Origin of the sequence: Microlunatus flavus (assembly GCF_900110855.1) — a bacterium.
Lineage (GTDB): Bacteria > Actinomycetota > Actinomycetes > Propionibacteriales > Propionibacteriaceae > Microlunatus > Microlunatus flavus.
This window is the reverse complement of sequence record NZ_FOFA01000007.1, coordinates 175,075-193,749: the sequence shown is the minus strand read 5'-3', so window position 1 is coordinate 193,749 and position 18,675 is coordinate 175,075. Positions and strand designations below refer to the sequence as shown.

The 18,675-nt window shown below is 72.8% G+C and carries 21 protein-coding genes; 10 read left to right on the top strand and 11 right to left on the bottom strand.

Annotation, left to right across the window (positions count from 1 at the left end; all coding sequences use genetic code 11):
• Positions 1–6: 6 nt before the first annotated feature.
• From sigE to BMY04_RS16080, 3 genes are all read right to left on the bottom strand, one after another.
• Positions 7–690: an RNA polymerase sigma factor SigE gene (gene sigE / locus BMY04_RS16090; RefSeq protein WP_091183156.1), complete on the bottom strand. Its 684-nt coding sequence runs from the start codon at positions 688–690 to the stop codon at positions 7–9.
• A 207-nt stretch (positions 691–897) separates the two neighbouring features.
• A complete protein-coding gene (gene dapA / locus BMY04_RS16085; RefSeq protein ID WP_091183152.1) occupies positions 898–1,803 on the bottom strand; it encodes a 4-hydroxy-tetrahydrodipicolinate synthase in 906 nt (301 codons plus the stop codon).
• Positions 1,804–1,848: 45 nt separating this feature from the next.
• Positions 1,849–2,070 carry a biotin/lipoyl-binding carrier protein gene (locus BMY04_RS16080; protein ID WP_091183151.1) on the bottom strand — a complete coding sequence of 74 codons (222 nt, stop codon included), beginning with the start codon at positions 2,068–2,070 and terminating at the stop codon, positions 1,849–1,851.
• A gap of 131 nt (positions 2,071–2,201) precedes the next feature.
• Here BMY04_RS16080 and BMY04_RS16075 point away from each other — a divergent pair, with 131 nt between their 5' ends.
• Complete coding sequence (locus BMY04_RS16075) at positions 2,202–2,897, top strand: O-methyltransferase (protein WP_232506447.1); 696 nt, start codon at positions 2,202–2,204, stop codon at positions 2,895–2,897.
• 666 nt (positions 2,898–3,563) lie between these two features.
• Here the strand turns inward: BMY04_RS16075 and glgC are convergent.
• Positions 3,564–4,784 (bottom strand): glucose-1-phosphate adenylyltransferase, encoded by a 1,221-nt coding sequence (glgC, locus tag BMY04_RS16070; RefSeq protein WP_091183148.1) that lies wholly within the window; start codon positions 4,782–4,784, stop codon positions 3,564–3,566.
• 194 nt (positions 4,785–4,978) lie between these two features.
• Here glgC and glgA point away from each other — a divergent pair, with 194 nt between their 5' ends.
• A complete protein-coding gene (gene glgA, locus BMY04_RS16065; RefSeq protein WP_091183535.1) occupies positions 4,979–6,163 on the top strand; it encodes a glycogen synthase in 1,185 nt (394 codons plus the stop codon).
• 93 nt (positions 6,164–6,256) lie between these two features.
• Here glgA and BMY04_RS16060 read toward each other — a convergent pair whose 3' ends face one another.
• The 5 genes from BMY04_RS16060 to BMY04_RS16040 form a co-directional block, all read right to left on the bottom strand.
• Complete coding sequence (locus BMY04_RS16060) at positions 6,257–6,424, bottom strand: DUF3117 domain-containing protein (RefSeq protein WP_091075091.1); 168 nt, start codon at positions 6,422–6,424, stop codon at positions 6,257–6,259.
• Between the two features lie 40 nt (positions 6,425–6,464).
• Positions 6,465–7,097 (bottom strand): DNA-3-methyladenine glycosylase I, encoded by a 633-nt coding sequence (locus tag BMY04_RS16055; protein ID WP_091183145.1) that lies wholly within the window; start codon positions 7,095–7,097, stop codon positions 6,465–6,467.
• Positions 7,094–7,585, bottom strand: a complete 492-nt coding sequence (locus tag BMY04_RS16050; RefSeq protein ID WP_091183141.1) for an SRPBCC family protein — start codon at positions 7,583–7,585, stop codon at positions 7,094–7,096. Before BMY04_RS16050 ends, BMY04_RS16055 begins: the two co-directional genes overlap by 4 nt.
• Complete coding sequence (locus BMY04_RS16045) at positions 7,582–7,950, bottom strand: DivIVA domain-containing protein (RefSeq protein WP_091183138.1); 369 nt, start codon at positions 7,948–7,950, stop codon at positions 7,582–7,584. Before BMY04_RS16045 ends, BMY04_RS16050 begins: the two co-directional genes overlap by 4 nt.
• 88 nt (positions 7,951–8,038) lie before the next feature.
• A complete protein-coding gene (locus tag BMY04_RS16040) occupies positions 8,039–8,827 on the bottom strand; it encodes an LOG family protein (protein ID WP_091183134.1) in 789 nt (262 codons plus the stop codon).
• A 199-nt stretch (positions 8,828–9,026) separates the two neighbouring features.
• On the opposite strand from BMY04_RS16040, the gene BMY04_RS23560 reads away from it, so the two are divergent.
• Positions 9,027–9,158 (top strand): hypothetical protein, encoded by a 132-nt coding sequence (locus BMY04_RS23560; protein WP_269766229.1) that lies wholly within the window; start codon positions 9,027–9,029, stop codon positions 9,156–9,158.
• Between the two features lie 28 nt (positions 9,159–9,186).
• Here BMY04_RS23560 and dapE read toward each other — a convergent pair whose 3' ends face one another.
• On the bottom strand, positions 9,187–10,281 hold the full coding sequence (gene dapE, locus BMY04_RS16035; RefSeq protein ID WP_091183129.1) for a succinyl-diaminopimelate desuccinylase: 1,095 nt from the start codon (positions 10,279–10,281) through the stop codon (positions 9,187–9,189).
• A gap of 272 nt (positions 10,282–10,553) precedes the next feature.
• Here dapE and BMY04_RS16030 point away from each other — a divergent pair, with 272 nt between their 5' ends.
• The 5 genes from BMY04_RS16030 to BMY04_RS16010 all read left to right on the top strand — a co-directional run bounded on the left by BMY04_RS16030 (position 10,554) and on the right by BMY04_RS16010 (position 15,960).
• Positions 10,554–11,783, top strand: coding sequence for an ABC transporter substrate-binding protein (locus tag BMY04_RS16030; RefSeq protein ID WP_170854180.1), 1,230 nt, complete (start codon positions 10,554–10,556; stop codon positions 11,781–11,783).
• Between the two features lie 61 nt (positions 11,784–11,844).
• Positions 11,845–12,807 (top strand): carbohydrate ABC transporter permease, encoded by a 963-nt coding sequence (locus tag BMY04_RS16025; protein WP_091183123.1) that lies wholly within the window; start codon positions 11,845–11,847, stop codon positions 12,805–12,807.
• Positions 12,804–13,691 (top strand): carbohydrate ABC transporter permease, encoded by an 888-nt coding sequence (locus tag BMY04_RS16020; RefSeq protein ID WP_091183120.1) that lies wholly within the window; start codon positions 12,804–12,806, stop codon positions 13,689–13,691. The genes BMY04_RS16025 and BMY04_RS16020 overlap by 4 nt, the downstream gene beginning before the upstream one ends.
• Entirely contained in the window at positions 13,688–14,716 is a 1,029-nt protein-coding gene (locus BMY04_RS16015) for an aldo/keto reductase (RefSeq protein WP_091183118.1), read from the top strand. Before BMY04_RS16020 ends, BMY04_RS16015 begins: the two co-directional genes overlap by 4 nt.
• Positions 14,713–15,960 (top strand): mandelate racemase/muconate lactonizing enzyme family protein, encoded by a 1,248-nt coding sequence (locus BMY04_RS16010; RefSeq protein WP_091183115.1) that lies wholly within the window; start codon positions 14,713–14,715, stop codon positions 15,958–15,960. The genes BMY04_RS16015 and BMY04_RS16010 overlap by 4 nt, the downstream gene beginning before the upstream one ends.
• Here BMY04_RS16010 and BMY04_RS16005 read toward each other — a convergent pair.
• Positions 15,944–16,666, bottom strand: coding sequence for a FadR/GntR family transcriptional regulator (locus BMY04_RS16005; RefSeq protein ID WP_091183113.1), 723 nt, complete (start codon positions 16,664–16,666; stop codon positions 15,944–15,946). The genes BMY04_RS16010 and BMY04_RS16005 overlap by 17 nt on opposite strands.
• Positions 16,667–16,774: 108 nt before the next feature.
• On the opposite strand from BMY04_RS16005, the gene dapD reads away from it, so the two are divergent.
• Positions 16,775–17,746 carry a 2,3,4,5-tetrahydropyridine-2,6-dicarboxylate N-succinyltransferase gene (gene dapD, locus BMY04_RS16000; RefSeq protein WP_091183110.1) on the top strand — a complete coding sequence of 324 codons (972 nt, stop codon included), beginning with the start codon at positions 16,775–16,777 and terminating at the stop codon, positions 17,744–17,746.
• Complete coding sequence (locus BMY04_RS15995) at positions 17,746–18,669, top strand: hypothetical protein (RefSeq protein WP_091183107.1); 924 nt, start codon at positions 17,746–17,748, stop codon at positions 18,667–18,669. The genes dapD and BMY04_RS15995 overlap by 1 nt, the downstream gene beginning before the upstream one ends.
• The last annotated feature ends 6 nt before the right edge of the window (positions 18,670–18,675 follow it).

Below are 18,675 nucleotides of genomic sequence, written 5' to 3'. Positions count from 1 at the left end.
GGTGTCTCACCAGGTGCCCGCGGGCATCCGGTCGAGGGCGATGCCGTCGGTGTCCGCGGACGGGCCGCGGCCCGGCTCGGCGTCGACGCCGAGGTAGCGGGTGTGCTCCACGGTGGGCCGGCGGTGAGCCAGCGCCTCGCGCAGCTGGGCCCGGCCGCGGTGGATGCGGCTGCGCACGGTCCCGATCTTGAGGTCGAGCACCTCGCTGATCTCCTCGTACGTCAGGCCCTCGATGTCGCAGAGGACCACGGCCGCGCGGAAGGTCGGCGCCAGCGCGGCGAGCGCGGCGGCCACGTCGTGGTCGAGGTCGGCGTCGTCGAGCTGCTGCGACGGGTTGGGCCAGGAGCTGGCCAGCCGGTCGTCGCTGCCCTCGGCGAGGCCGTCGAAGCGGATCTTCTGCCGGCGGCGGGCGCCGTCGAGGAAGAGGTTCGTGGTGATGCGGTGCAGCCAGCCCTCGAAGGTGCCCGGCTGGAAGCGGTGCAGCGACCGGAACACGCGGACGAACACGTCCTGCGTCAGGTCCTCGGCGTCGTGCGCGTTGCCGGTCAGGCGGTAGGCGAGGCGGTAGACGCGGGCGCTGTGGTCGCGCACGATCTCCTCCCAGCTCGGCGGCTGCCAGGCGGGCGCGGCCTCGTCCTGCGGGGCGGCGACGGGCGTGGAGCGGTCGAGCTGGCCGGTGAGGGTGCGCACGGTGAGGGCCTCCTGCGTCGCGAGGGCGTCCGGACCGGCCGGACCACCCCCAGTGGGAGCCTTATCGTGGCGGGACGACCTGTTCACGCCCTTCGCCCAACCTGTCAGCAACCTGTGCACCTCCCCCCGGTCTCGTCGGGCGGCGGCGTCGCCGCCCACCCTGCTCGACCAGAGGAACGAGCCGGGCCGGCGCGGTGTTCCCGGCGCTCAGCGCGTCGGCGCGGACGCGAGGCCCGAGGCCTTGAGGGCGTCGGCGAGGGCCGCCCGCTGCTCGGCGGTGGCGGGGACCATCGGCAGCCGTACGCCGCCGACGCTGCGGCCCTGCAGCTCCAGGCCGGCCTTCACGAGGATGACGCCCTGGGTGGCGAAGATGCCCGTGAGGATCGGCAGCAGGCGGCGGTGCAGCCGCAGCGCCTCGGCGTGGTCGCCGGTCAGCGCGGCGTCGATCAGCGCGTGCATCTCGGGCCCGCAGAAGTGGGTCGAGGTGCCGACCACCCCGGCACCCCCGACGGCGAGCATCGGCAGAGTGAGCGCGTCCTCGCCGGAGTAGTAGACGAGGTCGCTCTGCGCCAGCACGGTCGAGGTGGCGACGAGGTCGCCCTTGGCGTCCTTGACCGCCACCACCCGCGGGTGCTCGGCGAGGCGCAGGAGCGTGTCGGTGGCGATCGCCGTGCCGGCCCGGTGCGGGATGTCGTACAGCATCACCGGCAGGTCGGTCGCGTCGGCCACCGTACGGAAGTGCGCCAGCAGGCCTGCCTGAGGCGGCTTCGAGTAGTACGGCGTGACGACGAGCAGGCCGTGGGCGCCCGCCTTCTCCGCCGCCGCGGCCAGCTCGGTGGTGTGCGCCGTGTCGTTCGTCCCGACGCCGGCGACGACGTGGGCGCGGTCGCCGACCGCGTCGACGACGGCGCGGACGAGGTCCGCCTTCTCGGCGTCGGTGGTGGTGGGGGCCTCGCCCCCGGTGCCGTTGACGACGAGGCCGTCGTGGCGGTCGTCCACCAGCCGCGCGGCGAGCGCGGCCGCGGCGTCCAGGTCGAGGGACCCGTCCGGGCGGAACGGGGTGACCATCGCCGTCAGCAGGCGACCGAACGGCGGATCAGCCTGCGCAGCCATGGGCCCAGTCTAGGGACGCGGGCCCCTCGGCGCCTCAGGACAGGCTCAGGCCGGCGTGACGACGACGAGCGGGTCGCCCTCGGTGACCACGTCGCCGTCCTCGACGACCACCTCGGCGATCGTGCCGGCGACCTCGGCGAGCACCGGGATCTCCATCTTCATCGACTCGAGGATGACCACGGCGTCGTCGGCGGCGACGCGCTGACCGACCTCGACCTCGACCTTCAGGACGGCCGCGACGAGCTCGGCGACGACGGTGTGGCTCATGGGCCGCATCCTAGTGAGCCCCGCACCCCGCCCGGTGCCACCGCGGCAGCGGCCCCGGGCCGTCCGTCGGTCGCTGCTCACCCGCCGTCGCGGGCAGGGCGGCCGGCGGCGTCCCTCGATAAGGTGGGCCGGTGAGCCCTACGCCTGCCTCGTCCGCGTCCAGCGCCACCGCGCCCGGCATCCCGAGCTCGCCGGAGGCGGCGCCGACGCCGGCGTCGTGGGTCTTCGCGGAGGACTTCGCCGCCGAGGGCGACGCGGCCACGCAGGCGCGCGTCGAGGCCGAGCCGCTGGGCCTCGAGCCGCTCAGCCGCGGCACCGTCACCGCGCTGACGTTCCTCGCCCGGGCCGTGCAGGCCCGCGCGGTCGTCGAGATCGGCACCGGGACCGGGCAGTCGGGGCTGGCGCTGTTCGCGGGCATGCAGCCCGACGGGATCCTGACGAGCGTCGACCTCGAGGCCGACCACCAGCGCCAGGCGCGCAAGGTCTTCGGCTCGGTGGGCATCCCGAGCCAGCGCTTCCGCCTCATCGCGGGCGACGCGCTCACCGTGCTGCCCAAGCTGAGCGACGGGGCGTACGACCTCGTCCTCGTCGCCGGCGACACCCTCGAGTACGGCGACTACGTCGAGCAGGGCCTCCGGCTGCTGCGCCACGGAGGGCTGCTGATCGTCACGCACACCCTGTGGCACGGTCAGACCGCCGACACCGCCCAGGACGACGACGAGACCCTCAGCGTGCGCAGCGCGCTCGAGGCCGTGAGCGACAACGAGGACCTCGTCGCCACCCTGCTGCCCGTCGGCGACGGGCTGCTCGCCGCCGTCAAGCGCTGACGAGGGCCACCAACGACAACGGGTGAGTTCCTGCACCATGGTGGTGCAGGAACTCACCCGTTCTGCGTTCTCGTGGTCAGGCGGCTGCGTACGAGAGGCAGTCGGCGCCCTTGCTCGCGGAGCCGACGCTCACGAAGGGGGCCCTGCACTCCAGCGACTCGTTGTGCCGGCAGTCGGAACGCTGGCCGGCGAGCTGTGCTGTCTGTGCTCGCTCCGCTCGCACGCTCGCTCTCCGGGCTGGCGTGCTGCGAACCCACCTCAAGGGCGCTCTCGGTCGCAAAGCCCCTCGACCGGCTCGCGGCGTATGCCCTTCCAGAAGCTCAGGAAGCGCACCTGTCCCCGAGCTCAGGACGCGTGCCCGCCCACAAGCTCAGCGGGCGCGGCCCTTCCACGGGCACTCGACCACCGCCGAGCGGCGCGCCGACGCCTGGACGACCGGACGATGACGCCGACGGCTCATCCGGCCAGCGCTTATGCCGCCGGCGTCAGCGGGAGGGAGGAAGGCGTCGGACCAGAGCGCCGCGAGCGTCCGAGCGGAGCGAGGACACGCAGCACGTCGGACCGGAGCGCCGCGAGCGTCCGAGCGGAGCGAGGACAGACAGCACGTCGGACCGGAGCGCCGCGAGCGTGCGAGCGGAGCGAGGACAGACGACACGGAGCGAGCACCTAAGAGACCGTGATCCCCTTCCCCACCACCGTGATCCCGCCGTCGGAGACGGTGTAGCCGCGGGCGAGGTCGGCCGCCTTGTTCACCCCCACCTGGGTGCCGTCGGGGACGACGACGTTCTTGTCGAGGATCGCGTCGCGCACGATGGCCCGGTGCCCGACGCGGACGCCGGTCAGCAGCACGGAGTGGTCGACCTTGGAGCCCTCGTCGACGCGGACGTTGGGCGACAGGACCGAGCTCTCGATCGAGCCGCCGGAGATGATGCAGCCGGGGCTGACCAGGGAGTCGAGCGCGAGGCCGCGGAGCGTGAACTTCGCCGCCGGCTGCTGGACCGGGTAGGTCCAGATCGGCCACTCGGAGTTGTACAGGTTGAAGATCGGGTCGATCGAGACGAGGTCCATGTGCGCCTCGTGGTAGGCGTCGATGCTCCCCACGTCGCGCCAGTACGCCTTGTCACGGTCGGTCGACCCGGGCACGTTGTTCTGCGTGAAGTCGTAGACCTGCGCCTCGCCCCGGCTGACGAAGCTGGGCACGATGTCGCCGCCCATGTCGTGGCGGGAGTCGGCGAGCTCGGCGTCCTCGGCCAGCGACTCGATCAGGTCACGCGCCGTGAAGATGTAGTTGCCCATCGACGCGAAGGAGGCGTCCGGGTCGTCGGCGGTGCCGGGCGGGTCGGCCGGCTTCTCCAGGAACTCGGTGATCTTGTTCGAGGCGTCGGCGTCGATCACGCCGAACGCAGACGCCTGCGAGCGCGGCACCCGGATGCCGGCCACGGTCAGGCCGAGCCCGCCGTCGATGTGCGCCTCGAGCATCTGCGAGACGTCCATCCGGTAGATGTTGTCGGCGCCGAAGACGACGACGTAGTCCGGCTTCTCGTCGCGGATGAGGTTCATCGACTGGAAGATCGCGTCGGCGCTGCCCTGGTACCAGCGGGGGCCCAGTCGCTGCTGCGCCGGCACCGGCGTGACGTAGTTGCCGAGCATGGTCGACATGCGCCACGTCAGCGAGATGTGCCGGTCGAGAGAGTGGGACTTGTACTGCGTGAGGACCGCGATCTGGCGCATGCCGGCGTTCGCGAGGTTCGAGAGCACGAAGTCGATCAGGCGGTAGGTGCCGCCGAAGGGCACGGCCGGCTTGGCCCGGTCCATCGTCAGGGGCATCAGGCGCTTGCCCTCGCCACCGGCGAGGACGATGGACAGAACCTTCGGTGGCACGGCCATGCGGAAAACCTAGACCACCGTGTGACTCCAGCCACGCGGGGTGGGCTCGCCGTCCGAGGCCCACCAGGACCGCCGCACCCGGCGCCGCCCCCTCCGGACGAGGGGAGAAGATACGGCGTATGAGCCCTGCCGATGACGTCCAGGACGCCGACACGCTTGCGCCGACCGACGAGGCCGCCGCACCCGACCGCCGGCTGTCGGTGTCGATCCTGACGCGCGAGTACCCGCCGTCGATCTACGGCGGGGCCGGCGTGCACGTCGCCCAGCTGGTCCCGCAGCTGCAGAAGCTCGTGGACGTCGACGTGCAGTGCATGGGCGAGCCGAGACCCGGCGCGACCGCGCACGCCGAGACCTACCCGGCGGGCGCGAACGCCGCGCTGCGGGTCTTCGGCGCCGACCTCTCGATGGTCGCGTCGGTGCCCGAGGTCGACGTCGTGCACTCCCACACCTGGTACGCGAACCTGGGCGGCCTGCTCACCGGGCTCTACCAGGACATCCCGCACGTCGTGACCGCGCACTCCCTCGAGCCGCACCGGCCGTGGAAGGCCGAGCAGCTGGGCGGTGGCTACCGCCTCTCCTCGTGGGCCGAGCGCACCGCGTTCGAGGCCGCCGACGCGGTCATCGCCGTGAGCGAGGGCATGAAGTCCGGGATCCTCGAGTCGTACACCGACCTCGACCCGTCCCGGCTGCACGTGGTCAAGAACGGGATCGACACCGACGAGTTCAAGCCGGACACCGGCACCGACGTGGTCGAGTCGATCGGCATGGCCCTCGACGCGCCGACCGTGGTGTTCGTCGGCCGGATCACGCGCCAGAAGGGCCTGATCCACCTCGTCCGGGCGGCCGAGCAGTTCGACCCCGCCACGCAGCTCGTGCTGCTGGCCGGCGCGCCGGACACCCCCGAGATCGCCCGGGAGATCGGCGACGCCTTCGCGCACCTGCAGGAGAGCCGCGGGAACGTGATCTGGATCGAGGAGATGCTGCCGCGCGCCAGCGTGCGGCAGGTGCTGTCGCACGCGACCGTCTTCGCCTGCCCGTCGGTCTACGAGCCGCTCGGCATCGTCAACCTGGAGGCCATGGCCTGCGAGACGGCGGTCGTGGCGAGCGCGGTCGGCGGGATCCCCGAGGTGGTCGTCGACGGCGAGACGGGCTACCTCGTGCCGTACGACCCGGCGCGCGCCGACGACCCGGCGTTCGTCGCGGGCTTCGAGGCGGACTTCGCGGCCAAGGTCAACGCGCTGACGGCGGACCGCGCGCGGGCGGAGCAGTTCGGGCTGGCCGGGCGGCAGCGCTGCGTGGACGAGTTCAGCTGGGCCAAGATCGCGGGCGAGACGGCCGACGTCTACCGGGCGGCCATCGCCGCGCACGGGAGCCGCTGACCTCGCCGGGCGACGAGCAGGCCTCCACGGCCGGGAGACGACACAGGCCCCGCGCGTCGCGCGGGGCCTGCTTCGTTCGTCGTGACGGTCGGCTCAGCCGATGACGCCCTTCAGCGCCTCGGCGAGGTCGGTCGCCTCGGTCGCGTTGAGCTCGACGACCAGGCGCCCGCCCCCCTCGAGGGGCACCCTCATGACGATCCCGCGACCCTCTTTGGTGACCTCCATCGGTCCGTCACCGGTCCGCGGCTTCATCGCAGCCATCGTGCATCCTCATCTGCTAGGGATCGTGGTCTTCGTCCAATTATCCAGTACGGCCCGGGTCCTCCGCACGCCGGGCAGCAGCGGCCTCGACCGCCGCGTGCAGGACGGCCGCGTCGGGGACCTCGCAGTCGCTGCGGTGGTCGTCCACGAGCCCGGTCGCCTGCATCAGCGCGTACGCCGTCGTCGGCCCGACGAAGCGGATCCCCTCGCGCTTCAGCGCCTTGGCGAGCGCCGTCGACGCGGGCGTGACGGCCCGGAACTCGTCGGGCCCGGGCCGCGGGGACGGCGTGCGGAACGACCAGACCAGGTCGACGAAGCGTTCGCCGAGGTCCGCGACCACCCGGGCGTTGGCCAGGGCGGCGTCGATCTTCGCGGCGTTGCGGACGATGCCGGCGTCGGCCATCAGCCGTGCCCGGTCGTCCTCCCCGAAGCCCGCCACCACCGCGGGGTCGAAGCCGGCGAACGCCCGCCGGAACCCCTCCCGCTTGCGCAGGATGGTGATCCAGGCGAGGCCCGACTGGAAGGCCTCGAGCGTCAGCCGCTCGTAGAGCCCGGCCACGGTGTCCACGGGCCAGCCCCACTCGGTGTCGTGGTAGGCGACGTACTCCGGCGCTGACAACGACCAGGGGCAGCGCACGAAACCGTCGGGTCCCCGCGCAGCGTCGGCGCTCACGCGGCGGCGGCCTGCGCGTCCGGCGCCTCGACGACCTCGGCGAGCGTGGCGAGGCTCGCGGCGAACGCCCGGCGCATCACGGGCAGCGCCGGGCGCAGCAGCCGCTCGGCGCCGCCCGGCAGCGTGAACACCTCGGTGCAGACCAGCCGGGCGCCGTCCGGGTCCGGCCAGACCTTGAACGACCCCTCGCCGGTGAAGTAGGGGCCCAGGTGCAGCACGGCGAGCTCGGCCGCCGAGCCCGCCGCCGCCTGGTCGGGCGGCGTCCAGCCGGTCACCACGAACCGGTCCAGCAGGCCGACCGGCACCGGGCCGAGCCGGAAGCCGCTGAGCGCCGCGACCCGGGTCCCCAGGCCGCGGGTACGCGCGCCGGTGGCTCGGACGTGGGTGAACGGGATCCAGAGGTCCTGGCGCGGCCAGTCGACGAGCTCCTCCCAGACGCGCTCCGGACGTGCGCGCAGGACCCGGCTCACCTCCAGCCGGAGGCTCACCGGCGCTGCTCCGGGGCGGCGTCGACGGCTCCGCCGACCGGGGCCGCCCGCCCACCACGCCCGGCACCGGCGTTCCGGCCCCGGGCCTCGAGCTCGGCCTCGAGCTGGGCGATGCGGGTGTCGCGCGCCTCGAGGTCTCCCGCGAGCCGGTCCAGCACCGTGTCGACCTGGTCCATGGCGTAGCCGCGCAGCGCCACCCCGAAGCGCAGCCGCCGCACCCCGGGACCGTCGAAGCGCCCCTCGGGCAGCGTCGAGGCGTACGTGTCGCGCACCGGGTCCCTGCTCATCGAGCCTCCGCCTCCCGCCGCGACGACGGCGGCCACGCCCAGCGCGACCACCGCGACCGCGGCGATGAACCACTCCATGGGGACAGTTCTACCTGGCCGCTCGCGTGCTGGCCGCTCGAACGCTCCGTCCACCCGGCAGCCACTCGGGTCCAGGCCGCACCGAGCGCTACTCGGGGCGCTCGGCCGCCACCGGCTCGGTGCTGCCGACCACCGTCGCGACGGCCTCGGCCACGTCGTCGGTGACGGTGAAGATGTCGAGGTCGCCGGGCGAGACCGTGCCGTGGGCCAGGGCGCTCTCCCGGAGCCAGCCCACCAGGCCGCTCCAGTAGTCGCGCCCGAAGAGCACCACCGGGAACGACGTCACCTTGCGCGTCTGGACGAGTGTGAGCGCCTCGAACAGCTCGTCCAGGGTGCCGAAGCCGCCGGGCAGCACGACGAAGCCCTGGGCGTACTTGACGAACATCGTCTTGCGGGCGAAGAAGTAGCGGAAGTTGATGCCGAGGTTCACGTACGGGTTCAGGCCGGTCTCGAACGGCAGCTCGATGCCGAGCCCGACGGACACGCCGCCGGCGCGGGCCGCGCCCTTGTTGGCGGCCTCCATGATCCCCGGTCCCCCGCCCGTGATCACGGCCTGGCCGGCCTGGGCCAGCCGGACGCCGATCTCCTCGGCGGCCGCGTAGAGCGGGTGCGAGACCGGCGTGCGCGCCGAGCCGAAGACACCGGTCGCGGGCCCCAGCTCGGCGAGCGTGCCGAAGCCCTCGATGAACTCCGACTGGATCCGCAGCACCCGCCAGGGGTCCGTGTGCACCCAGTCGGTCGGTCCGCGGCTCTCGAGCAGGCGCTGGTCGGTCGTCGTCCGCTCCGCGCCCTCCGCGTCCGCCGGCCGCTCGACGCCGGTCTCCGCGCCCGTCGTCCCGGCCGTCGTCGCACTCGCCACCCCGTTCACCTCAGCCACACGAGAACCCTAGGTCGAGCCGCCGGCCGGCGCCGGTGTTCCGTGGCAGGTTGGGGCCGTAGCCGGGGCGAGCGACGAGACGCGCAGGGTCCGGTTCGTCAACGCGAACTGGCAGGCGCAGCCGGACGGGGGTGCCTTCGAGCTGCTGGTCGTCACCGAGGACGACGAGCGCCACGCCCTGCCGGTCCCGACCGACCAGATGGCCGCGCTCGTCGCCCTCACCCAGGTGCCGGGCGTGGTCCTGCTCTACGACCCCGAGGGCCGCACGCTCATCGCCGCGAACCTCCTCGGCGAGTGGATCCCCCCGACCTGGTCGGCCGAGGAGGGCTGACAGGGCGTACGCAGCTGCCGCAGGCCGCCTAGCCCAGCCAGCGCAGCAGCGCGTCGCGGCAGGTGACCAGGTCCGCCGTCGGGCAGAACTCGTCGTCCGCGTGCGCCTTGCTCGGGTTGCCGGGGCCGAAGTTCACGGCCGGGACGCCGAGCGAGGAGAAGCGGGCGACGTCGGTCCAGCCGAACTTGGGGTGGGCCTCCCCGCCGACCGCCGCGACGAAGTCGGCCGCCACCGCGCGGTCGAGCCCCGGGCGCGCGCCGACGGCGACGTCGGTGATCTCGACGTCGAAGCCGTCCAGGACCTCGCGCACGTACGCCTCGGCCGCAGCGGCGTCCTTGTCCGGCGCGAAGCGGTAGTTGACCTCGACGACGCAGCGGTCGGGGATGACGTTGCCGGCGATGCCTCCGGTGATGCGGACGGCGTTGAGGCCCTCGCGGTAGACCAGCCCCTCCACCTCGACCTGCGCCGAGGTGTGGGCGGCGAGCCGCTCCAGCAGCGGACCCGCGGCGTGGACCGCGTTGCGGCCCATCCACGACCGCGCGGAGTGGGCGGCCAGGCCGGTCAGGGTGACCTCGGCGCGCATCGTGCCCTGGCAGCCGCCCTCGACGCGCGCGTTCGAGGGCTCCCCCAGCACCGCGAACGTCGCCTCGAGCAGCTCGGGCCGTTCCCGGGCGATGCGGTTGAGCCCGTTGAGCTCGGCCTCGACCTCCTCGTGGTCGTAGAAGATGAAGGTCAGGTCGCGCGACGGCTCGGTGAGCGCGGCGGCGACGGCCAGCTGCACGGCCACGCCGCCCTTCATGTCGCAGGCGCCCCGCCCGTGGACGATGCGCTCGTCGCCCTCGCCGGTGACGGTGGCCGGGACGTTCCCGGCGATCGGGACCGTGTCGGTGTGCCCCGCGAGCACGACGCGCTCGGGGCGGCCGAGCTGCGTACGGGCGAACAGCACGTCGCCGTCGCGCTCCAGCTCCAGGTGGTCCAGCGGTCGCAGCGCCGCCTCGATCGCGTCGGTGACGCGCCCCTCGTCACCGCTCACGGACTCGATGTCGACCAGGGCGACCAGCAGGTCGGTGAGGTCGGCGGTGAGGTCGAGCCGGGGCAGGGACCCGTCGGGCTGCGTGGTCATGCGCGCGACCCTACCGAGGCTCCAAGAACCATCGGCCCGCCGCTCGGCCGTGGATGACGACGCCTCCTGCGGGGGACGCCGCCGACCCGGACCGGTCGCCGCGCACCGACGCGACGGCCGCCTGGGTCGTCTGCCAACCAGACCCTTGTGGGCCAGAAATAAATCATATATATCTGGACCGCACACGTGAGCCACCACGTGACTAAGACAAAGGAGTGTTAGTGCTCAAGGCATTCAGGGCTGGACGACAGCAGCTCCGACGGTCGGTGGCCGTGGTGGCCACGACGACCCTCGCGCTCGCTCTCGCAGCGTGCTCCGGCGGTGCGTCGCCGGCGGCCTCGGACGGACCCGCGAGCGGGACGGTGACGGTCTGGGTCGGCAGCTGGTGGGAGCCGAACGTCCAGGCGATCCAGACCGCGTGGAAGGCGGACCACCCCGAGATCACGCTCGACCTCGAGCTGCTCCCGATCTCGGGCTACGCCGACAAGTTCACCTCGTCGGCCCTGGGAGGCACCCCGCCCGACCTCGTCGACCTCGACGTCAGCATGCTCTCCTCGATCGCCGCGAAGAACCTGCTGCAGCCCATGACCGACTTCGTCGCCTCGGAGAAGATCGACAAGAGCGCGTACGCGCAGGCGGTCTGGACGGCGAGCACCTTCAAGGGCACGCAGTACGGCATCCCCGACCACGCGTTCTCGTCGTTCCTCTACTACAACAAGTCGCTCTTCGACAAGGCCGGCCTGCCGTACCCCACGGCGGACTGGGACTACGCCACGTTCCTGGCCGACGCGCAGAAGCTCAGCGGCGACGGCGTCTCCGGCTTCGGCATGGCCGCCGACCTGAGCGACCCCGCGAACGCGATGGACTTCATCGCCCAGTGCATCTGGGGTCACGGCGGGGACATCTTCAACGCCGACCAGACCAAGGCGACGATCAACTCGCCCGAGGCGGTCGCCGGGCTCACCTACTGGGCCGACCTCTACACGAAGTACCACGTCGTCCCGTCCGGCACCCCGAACTTCACCGTCACCCGCGACGTGGTGCCGCTGTTCGAGGCCGGCAAGGTCGCCATGGTGAGCCAGGGCGCCCAGCTGATGACGGAGTTCGCCAAGCACCCCGACATCGACTACGGCATGGTCACCATGCCCGGCAAGGTGAACCGCGGCGGCGGCTGGACCATGGGCCTGCCCGTCGGGGCCAAGAACCCTGCGGCGGCGAAGGTCTTCCTGTCCTGGTTCGCCGACGCCAAGCGGCAGGGCGAGCTCATGCCGACCACGCCCGCGATCATCAGGTCCAACGACGTCGCCCCGTGGAACAAGAAGCAGTTCGCGGTGTCGACCGCGGCGTTCGCCGACTCGCGGAGCCTCCCGCAGGTGGCCAACTGGACGCCGATGCAGACGGCGATCGTCACCGAGCTGCAGAAGGTGCTCGTCGGGCAGAAGTCCGTGCAGCAGGCGGCGGACTCGATGGCGCAGCAGCTCGACGCCCTGCAGGGCTCGTGACCGCCCGGCGGCCCCGGCGTCGTCCGGGGCGCCCGGGCCGCCAGGCAGGACGGACCCCGCGATGACCCTCGCGAGCCTCGACCGCCCGCGGGGCGGGTCGGTCAGCGCCGCGCGCTCGCGGAGGCGACGGATCGCCCTGCAGAAGTGGGGCCCGGCCTACGTCCTCGTGCTGCCGGCGATGGTCCTCATCCTCGCGATGATGGTCTACCCGCTGGTGCAGACGGTCGTGTTCAGCTTCTCGACCGTCCAGCTCCCGCTGCTGACCCCGGTCTTCGCCGGCCTGAAGATCTTCGCCGCCGTCGCCGCGGACCCGGACACGCTCCCGATCGCCCTGCGGACCCTCGGCTGGATCGCCGGGACCGTCGTGATCCGCTTCGTCCTCGGCTTCGTCGGCGCGCTGCTCTTCAACGCCCGGGTGCGCGGGACGGTCTGGCTCCGGGTGCTGGTGATCATCCCCTGGACCCTGCCGTCGGTCGTGGCGGCGAACCTGTGGCGCTGGATGCTGCAGGGCGACATCGGCGTGGTCGACCAGACCCTGCGGGCGGTGGGTCTGGGAGCCCTCGCGACCGACTGGCTGGGTGACCCGACCTTCGCCCTCTGGGCGGTCATGCTCACCTACTCCTGGCAGGGCTTCCCGTTCGTCATGCTGCTGCTGCTCGCAGGGCTCCAGGGGATCGGCCAGGACCAGTACGAGGCGGCAGCCCTCGACGGGGCGCGCTGGTACCAGACGTTCCGGCACATCACGCTCCCGTCGCTGCGCGGGCTCATCGCGATCGCCCTGGTCCTCGAGGTCGTCAGCTCGATCAACTCGTTCGACACGATCATGATCATGACCGGGGGCGGGCCGGCGAACGCGACGCTGACCTTCGGCATCAACATCTACCGGACCGGGTTCTCGCTGTTCGACTTCGGCAAGGCGTCGGCCCTCAGCGTCCTGCTGTTCGTGGCCGCGCTCGTGGTCTTCGTCGTCCACGGGACCCTGAGCCGGCGTGTGGCCCGCGCGCACGGGGAGCAGTCGCTGTGACCGCCGTGAGCCTGCCCGCCGCCCGCTCGCCGCGGAGCCGACGCCGGTCCCGGGCCGCGCGGCGCGCACCGGTGTACGTGCTGGTCTACGCCGGCGCGCTCCTGCTCGCGGCCTTCAGCTTCCTTCCGGTGCTGTGGGCGATCTCGACGGCCTTCACGAAGACGGAGAACCTCTACAGCACGCCGCCGCAGTGGGTCCCGAGCCCCGTGACGTTCGAGCACTTCTCGGCCGTGCTCGGCAACCCGCAGATCCTGCGGGGGCTGCTCAACACGGTGGTGATCTCGGTGGCAACGACGGTCGTGGCGATCGTGGTGGGGCTGCTCGGCGCGTACGGCTTCTCGCGGTACCGCTTCCCGGGCCGGAACACGCTGCTCGTGTCCGTCCTGTTCACCCAGCTGTTCCCGAGGGTCGTCGTCATCGTGCCGTTCTTCATCACGCTGCGGCACCTGAACCTGATGAACACCCGGCAGGGGCTGGTCCTCGTCTACCTGATGGCGGTGTTCCCCATCGCGATCTTCCTGATGAAGGGCTTCTTCGACAACATCCCGCGCGAGATCGAGGAGGCGGCGATCATGGACGGCGCCTCGCTGCCGCGGATGCTGCTCCAGGTCGTCATCCCGATGTGCCGGCCGGCGCTCGTGGCCGTGGCGATGTACTCGTTCATCCTCGCCTGGAACGAGTTCCTGTTCGCCCTCGTCTTCACCCAGGGCGCCGACCTGCGGCCGCTGTCGGTGGCCCTCGGCTTCTACATCGACCAGAACGGCATCCAGTGGGGCGAGCTCATGGCCGCCTCCCTCCTGATGAGCCTGCCGGCGGTCGTGGTCTTCATCGCCGCCCAGCGGCTGCTCATCCGGGGCCTCAGCGAAGGCGCGGTCAAGGGATGACGCAGCCGGAGCAGCACCCGGGCACCACCCGGGAGGGGACGCGTCCGGGGGCGGACCCGCAGCTCGCCGTCGGTTCCTGGCGCCGAGCCCTCGGAGCCACCGGCCTGCAGGTGTCGGCCGTCTGCATCGGCGCCGCGCCGCTCGGGGGCATGCCCGCCAAGTACGGCACCGACATCACCGACGACCAGGCCGTCGACCTCGTCCGCGCCGTCCTCGGCAGCCCGTTCCGCTTCCTGGACACCTCGAACGGGTACTCCGAGGGCCGCAGCGAGGCCCGCATCGGTCGCGCCGTACGGCTCGCCGGCGGTGTCCCGGACGACTTCCTGCTCGCGACGAAGGTGGACGCGAAGGACGGCGACTACTCCGGCGACCGGGTCCGGCGCTCGGCGGAGGAGAGCCTGGAACGGCTCGGCGTCGACCACCTGCCGCTGCTGCACCTGCACGACCCGGAGCACCACGACGCCGCCGCCCTGACCGGGCCGGGCGGCGCGGTCGAGGCGCTGGTCGCGCTGCGCGACGAGGGGGTCGTCGACCACCTCGGCCTCGCGGGCGGGGACGTCTCGGTGATGGACCGCTACCTCGACCTCGGGGTCTTCGAGGTGCTGCTCACCCACAACCGGTGGACCCTCGTCGACGGCAGCGCGGGCCCCCTCCTCGAGCGCTGCGCCGCCGACGGCGTCGGGGTCGTCAACGCGGCGGTCTTCGGCGGCGGCGTGCTGGCCCGCCCGGAGGCGGGCATCACCCGCTACGCCTACCGTCCCGTCCGTCCGGCGACCGCGGCGGCCGTCGCGGCCATGGCGGCCGCCTGCCGCCGGGCGGGGACGACTCTCGGCACCGCAGCCCTGCAGCACTCCCTGCGCGACCCGCGCGTCGACTCGACGGTCGTCGGCGTCTCGCGACCGGACCGGCTGGCGAGCCTCCTCGAGCAGGCGGTCGAACCGCTGCCGGACGCCCTGTGGGAGGAGCTCGCCGAGCTCAGACCCTCGCCCGAGCACTGGATCGACGTGGAAGGAAGCGCCTCGTGAAGATCATCGACGTCAGGGGGGCGCTCATCGGGCGCAACCCCGTCATCCGCGTGCTGACCGACGAGGGAGTCGACGGGTTCGGGCAGGCCGAGTGGTCCGTCCCGCAGGTCATCTCGGTGGTGCCGATGTTCCGGGACCTGCTGATCGGGCTCGACCCCACCGACATCGAGCACTGCATGCTCGCCATCCGCCGCAGCGGCGGGTTCAAGCCGTGGGGAGCGGTGGTCTCCGCCATCGACCTGGCGCTGCACGACCTCGTCGGGCGCTACTACGGCGTCCCGGTCCACAAGCTGCTCGGCGGCAAGGTCCGCGACCGGGTCCGCGTCTACAACGGCGGCGTGCGCCCGGGCCCGGAGGGGGTCGGGCGCGAGCACTACCCCTCGCGGGGGACGACGCCCGAGGACTACGCCTCGCGGATGCGCCACATGAAGGCCGCCGCGGAGGGCTTCACGATCATCAAGGAAGGCGTCGGCTTCCACGACTACAGCGTCCAGACCACCCGCGGGCTCGCGTTCAACGACGGTCGCGTGGGAGACACCCACCCGAACCGCGGTCCGCTGACGCCGCGCGGGCTGCGGCACATCGTCGACTGTGTCCGGGCCATGAAGTCCGAGCTCGGCGACGAGATCGGGCTGGCCCTCGACATGGGTCCGGGCTGGACGGTGAGCGACGCGATCCGGGTGATGCGCGAGATCGAGCCGCTCGGGATCATGTGGGGCGAGGACCTGCTGTCCGGCAACTTCGTCCCCTGGGTCCACGTCGCGGAGTACAAGGAGCTCACGCGCTCGACGTCCACCCCCACCCACACGGGCGAGCAGATCTACCTCCGGCACAACTTCCGGGAGCTGATCGGGCAGCAGGCGGTGCGGGTGATCGGGCCCGAGATGCTCGACGTCGGCGGGATGGCCGAGCTGAAGTGGGTGGCCGAGCTCGCCGACCTCTACGGCATCGGCGTGGCGCCGCACGGCGTCCACGACGGGCTGCTAGGGCTGGCGGCGCTCGTCCAGGTCTGCGCGACCCTGCCCGACAACTTCATCGCCTTCGAGTACCCGGTCGCCGAGGACCCCTGGTGGTACGACATCGTGACCGGGCTCCCGAGCCGGATCGTCGTCGACGGCTTCATCCAGGTGCCCGACGCCCCGGGCCTCGGCGTGCGCTTCGACGTGGAGGCCACCCGCCGGTACCTGCGGCCGGAGGACCGCGACTTCTTCGACTGGCCGGGCTCGGCTAGCGCACCGCGGTGAAGGCGGGCTCGCCGGAGCGCAGGTCGCGGTCGGACTCGCGCGTGAGGAAGGTCATCGCCTCGAAGGCGCCCGGAGCGTCGCCCCGCCGCACGGCGTCGAGCACGCCGAGGTGGTCCGGCACGGGGTCGCGCCACGCCGGCCCGCCGGGCATGTGGAGGATGCGGTCGCGTGCGCCCACGGCGTGCACGACCAGCACGTCCAGCCGGGTGAAGAGCTCGTTGTGCGTCGCGGCGAGGAGCCCGACGTGGAAGTCGATGTCGGCCGCCGCGATCGCCGAGACGTCGCGCCCGGCTTCGCCCAGCCGGCGCACGGCGTCCTCGAGGGCGGCGACGTCGGCGTCGGTCCGGCGCACGGCCGCCAGCCGCGCCGCGGCCGGCTCGAACACGTCGCGCAGCTCGCCGAGGTCGGCGAGCAGCGTGTCGTCGTCGCGCTGCGCCTCGCGCCGCCACATCATCACGTCGCTGTCGAGCAGGTTCCAGCTCGTGCGCTCGCGCGCGAACGTCCCCAGCCGTTGCCGCGAGTCCAGCAGCCCCTTCGCGCTCAGCACCCGCAGGGCCTCACGGATGACGATGCGGCTGACCCCGAGGTCCTGCTCGAGGGCGTCGATGTCGATGATCTGTCCGGGCGCGTAGTCACCGCGGACGATGCGCAGCCCGAGCTCGTGGACGACCTCCCCGTGACGACCGCGTCGGGGGTAGGGCGCCATGGCACCGACCCTATTCCGTGCGGGCGGCCGCCGCCCTGGGCGCGCTCCCCCCTTTTCGGCGCCCCGGAGAAGGCAGGGAGTGTCGGCGGGCCCCGATACCCTCGGTCCATGACCGACGCCGACAGGGCCGACAGGGCCGACAGGGCCGACGCCAGTCCACGTCTCGCCTGGGGCTGGGGCCTCGCGACGGTGCACGAGGTCGCCGGCGTGCTCGACGTCGCGTACCCCTCCCCCGCCCTCGGGTCCGCGACCGACGAGCCCGTGCCGCCGGCCGTCGCGGCGGCGGAGCGCACCGACGAGCTGCGCGGCGTCCGGGTCGAGCTGCTCCGGGCCGAGATCGACCTCGACGCGCCGCCGGCGGACACCGCCGACGCCTACCTGCGGCTGCACCTGCTCAGCCACCGGCTGGTGGCGCCGCGCACGGTCAACCTCGACGGCGTCTTCGGCGTCCTGCCCAACGTCGTGTGGACCAGCGCCGGCCCGTGCGCGGTCGCCGACTTCGAGGACGTGCGCTGGCGGCTGCGCGCCGCCCTCGGCCACCTCACCGTGCACGGCGTCGACAAGTTCCCGCGGATGGTCGACTACGTCGTCCCGCGCGGGGTGCGGGTCGCCGACGCCGACCGCGTACGCCTCGGCGCCCACCTCGCCGAGGGCACCACGGTCATGCACGAGGGGTTCGTCAACTACAACGCCGGCACCCTCGGCACCTCCATGGTCGAGGGCCGGATCTCCGCCGGTGTCGTCGTCGGCCGGGACTCGGACGTCGGCGGCGGCGCGTCGATCATGGGCACCCTGTCGGGCGGCGGCAAGGAGCAGGTGTCGATCGGCGAGCGGTGCCTGCTCGGTGCCAACTCCGGCATCGGCATCTCGCTGGGCGACGACTGCGTGGTCGAGGCGGGCCTCTACGTCACCGCCGGCACCAAGGTCACGCTGCCGGACGGCTCGGTCGTCAAGGCCGGCACCCTCTCGGGCCGCGACGGGCTGCTGTACCTGCGCAACTCCGTCTCCGGTGCGATCGAGGTGCGCCGGCGCACGGGTGCGAGCGTCGAGCTGAACGCGGCGCTGCACAGCAGCCAGTAGTGCCCACCGCCGCCCGGACCCGCCCGACGCGCGCCGGCAGCACCGCGCGACGCCGTCCGCCGGCGCGTCGGCGACCGCCGTACGCCCGGCGCCGGGCCCTGGCGCTCGGTGCGGCGCTGGCCGTGGTGGCCCTGCTCGTGGTCGGCGCGGTCGGGCTGCACGGGTGGTTGCGGGGCCGCGGCGTGGTCCCCCCGCTGCCCGGCGAGGAGCAGTGCGTGGCCACGGTGAAGGACCGCAGCGTCGTGCTCGACCCCGACCAGGCCCACTACACGTCCATCGTCGTCGGCCTGTCCGTGCGGCGCGGCCTGGCGCCGCGCGCCGGGTCCATCGCGATGGCGACGGTCTACCAGGAGACCGGCATCCGCAACCTCGACTACGGCGACCGCGACTCGGTGGGCCTCTTCCAGCAGCGGCCCTCGCAGGGCTGGGGCAGCGAGAAGCAGCTGATGGACCCCTACTACGCGACGACGAAGTTCTACAACGCCCTCGAGCGGGTGCGCGACTGGGAGACCCGCGACATCACCAAGGTCGCGCAGGCGGTGCAGCGCAGCGCGTACCCCGACGCCTACCGCGACCACGAGCCCGACGCGCGGGTGCTGGCCAGCGCGCTCACCGGCCAGACGGCGCGGGCCTTCACCTGCCTGGTCACCGGCGAGCCCGACGGGGACGCGTCGGGCCTGGCGAAGTCGCTCGAGAAGACCTTCCGCGTCGACACGGAGACCGACGGCAAGGTCGTCACGGTGCAGGCGTCGAGCAAGGCCAAGGCGTGGGCGTACGCGCAGTACGCCGTCGCCAACGCCGGGCGCCACGGCGTGCTCACCGTCGAGGTCGACGACCAGGTCTGGACGACGGACCAGTACACGCTGCCGACCTGGCAGAAGGGCGACGACGTGGGCCGCACGGTCCGGGTGACGGTGCGCTGAGCCGGG

Coding starts and splice junctions, on each gene's coding strand:
- dapA (WP_091183152.1), bottom strand. CDS start 1,803: ATGGCTGCGCAGGCTGATCCGCCGTTCGGTCGCCTGCTGACGGCGATG.
- BMY04_RS16080 (WP_091183151.1), bottom strand. CDS start 2,070: ATGAGCCACACCGTCGTCGCCGAGCTCGTCGCGGCCGTCCTGAAGGTC.
- glgC (WP_091183148.1), bottom strand. CDS start 4,784: ATGGCCGTGCCACCGAAGGTTCTGTCCATCGTCCTCGCCGGTGGCGAG.
- BMY04_RS16060 (WP_091075091.1), bottom strand. CDS start 6,424: ATGGCTGCGATGAAGCCGCGGACCGGTGACGGACCGATGGAGGTCACC.
- BMY04_RS16045 (WP_091183138.1), bottom strand. CDS start 7,950: ATGGAGTGGTTCATCGCCGCGGTCGCGGTGGTCGCGCTGGGCGTGGCC.
- BMY04_RS23560 (WP_269766229.1), top strand. CDS start 9,027: ATGGCCGCGCTCGTCGCCCTCACCCAGGTGCCGGGCGTGGTCCTGCTC.
- dapE (WP_091183129.1), bottom strand. CDS start 10,281: ATGACCACGCAGCCCGACGGGTCCCTGCCCCGGCTCGACCTCACCGCC.
- BMY04_RS16025 (WP_091183123.1), top strand. CDS start 11,845: ATGACCCTCGCGAGCCTCGACCGCCCGCGGGGCGGGTCGGTCAGCGCC.
- BMY04_RS16015 (WP_091183118.1), top strand. CDS start 13,688: ATGACGCAGCCGGAGCAGCACCCGGGCACCACCCGGGAGGGGACGCGT.
- BMY04_RS16005 (WP_091183113.1), bottom strand. CDS start 16,666: ATGGCGCCCTACCCCCGACGCGGTCGTCACGGGGAGGTCGTCCACGAG.
- dapD (WP_091183110.1), top strand. CDS start 16,775: ATGACCGACGCCGACAGGGCCGACAGGGCCGACAGGGCCGACGCCAGT.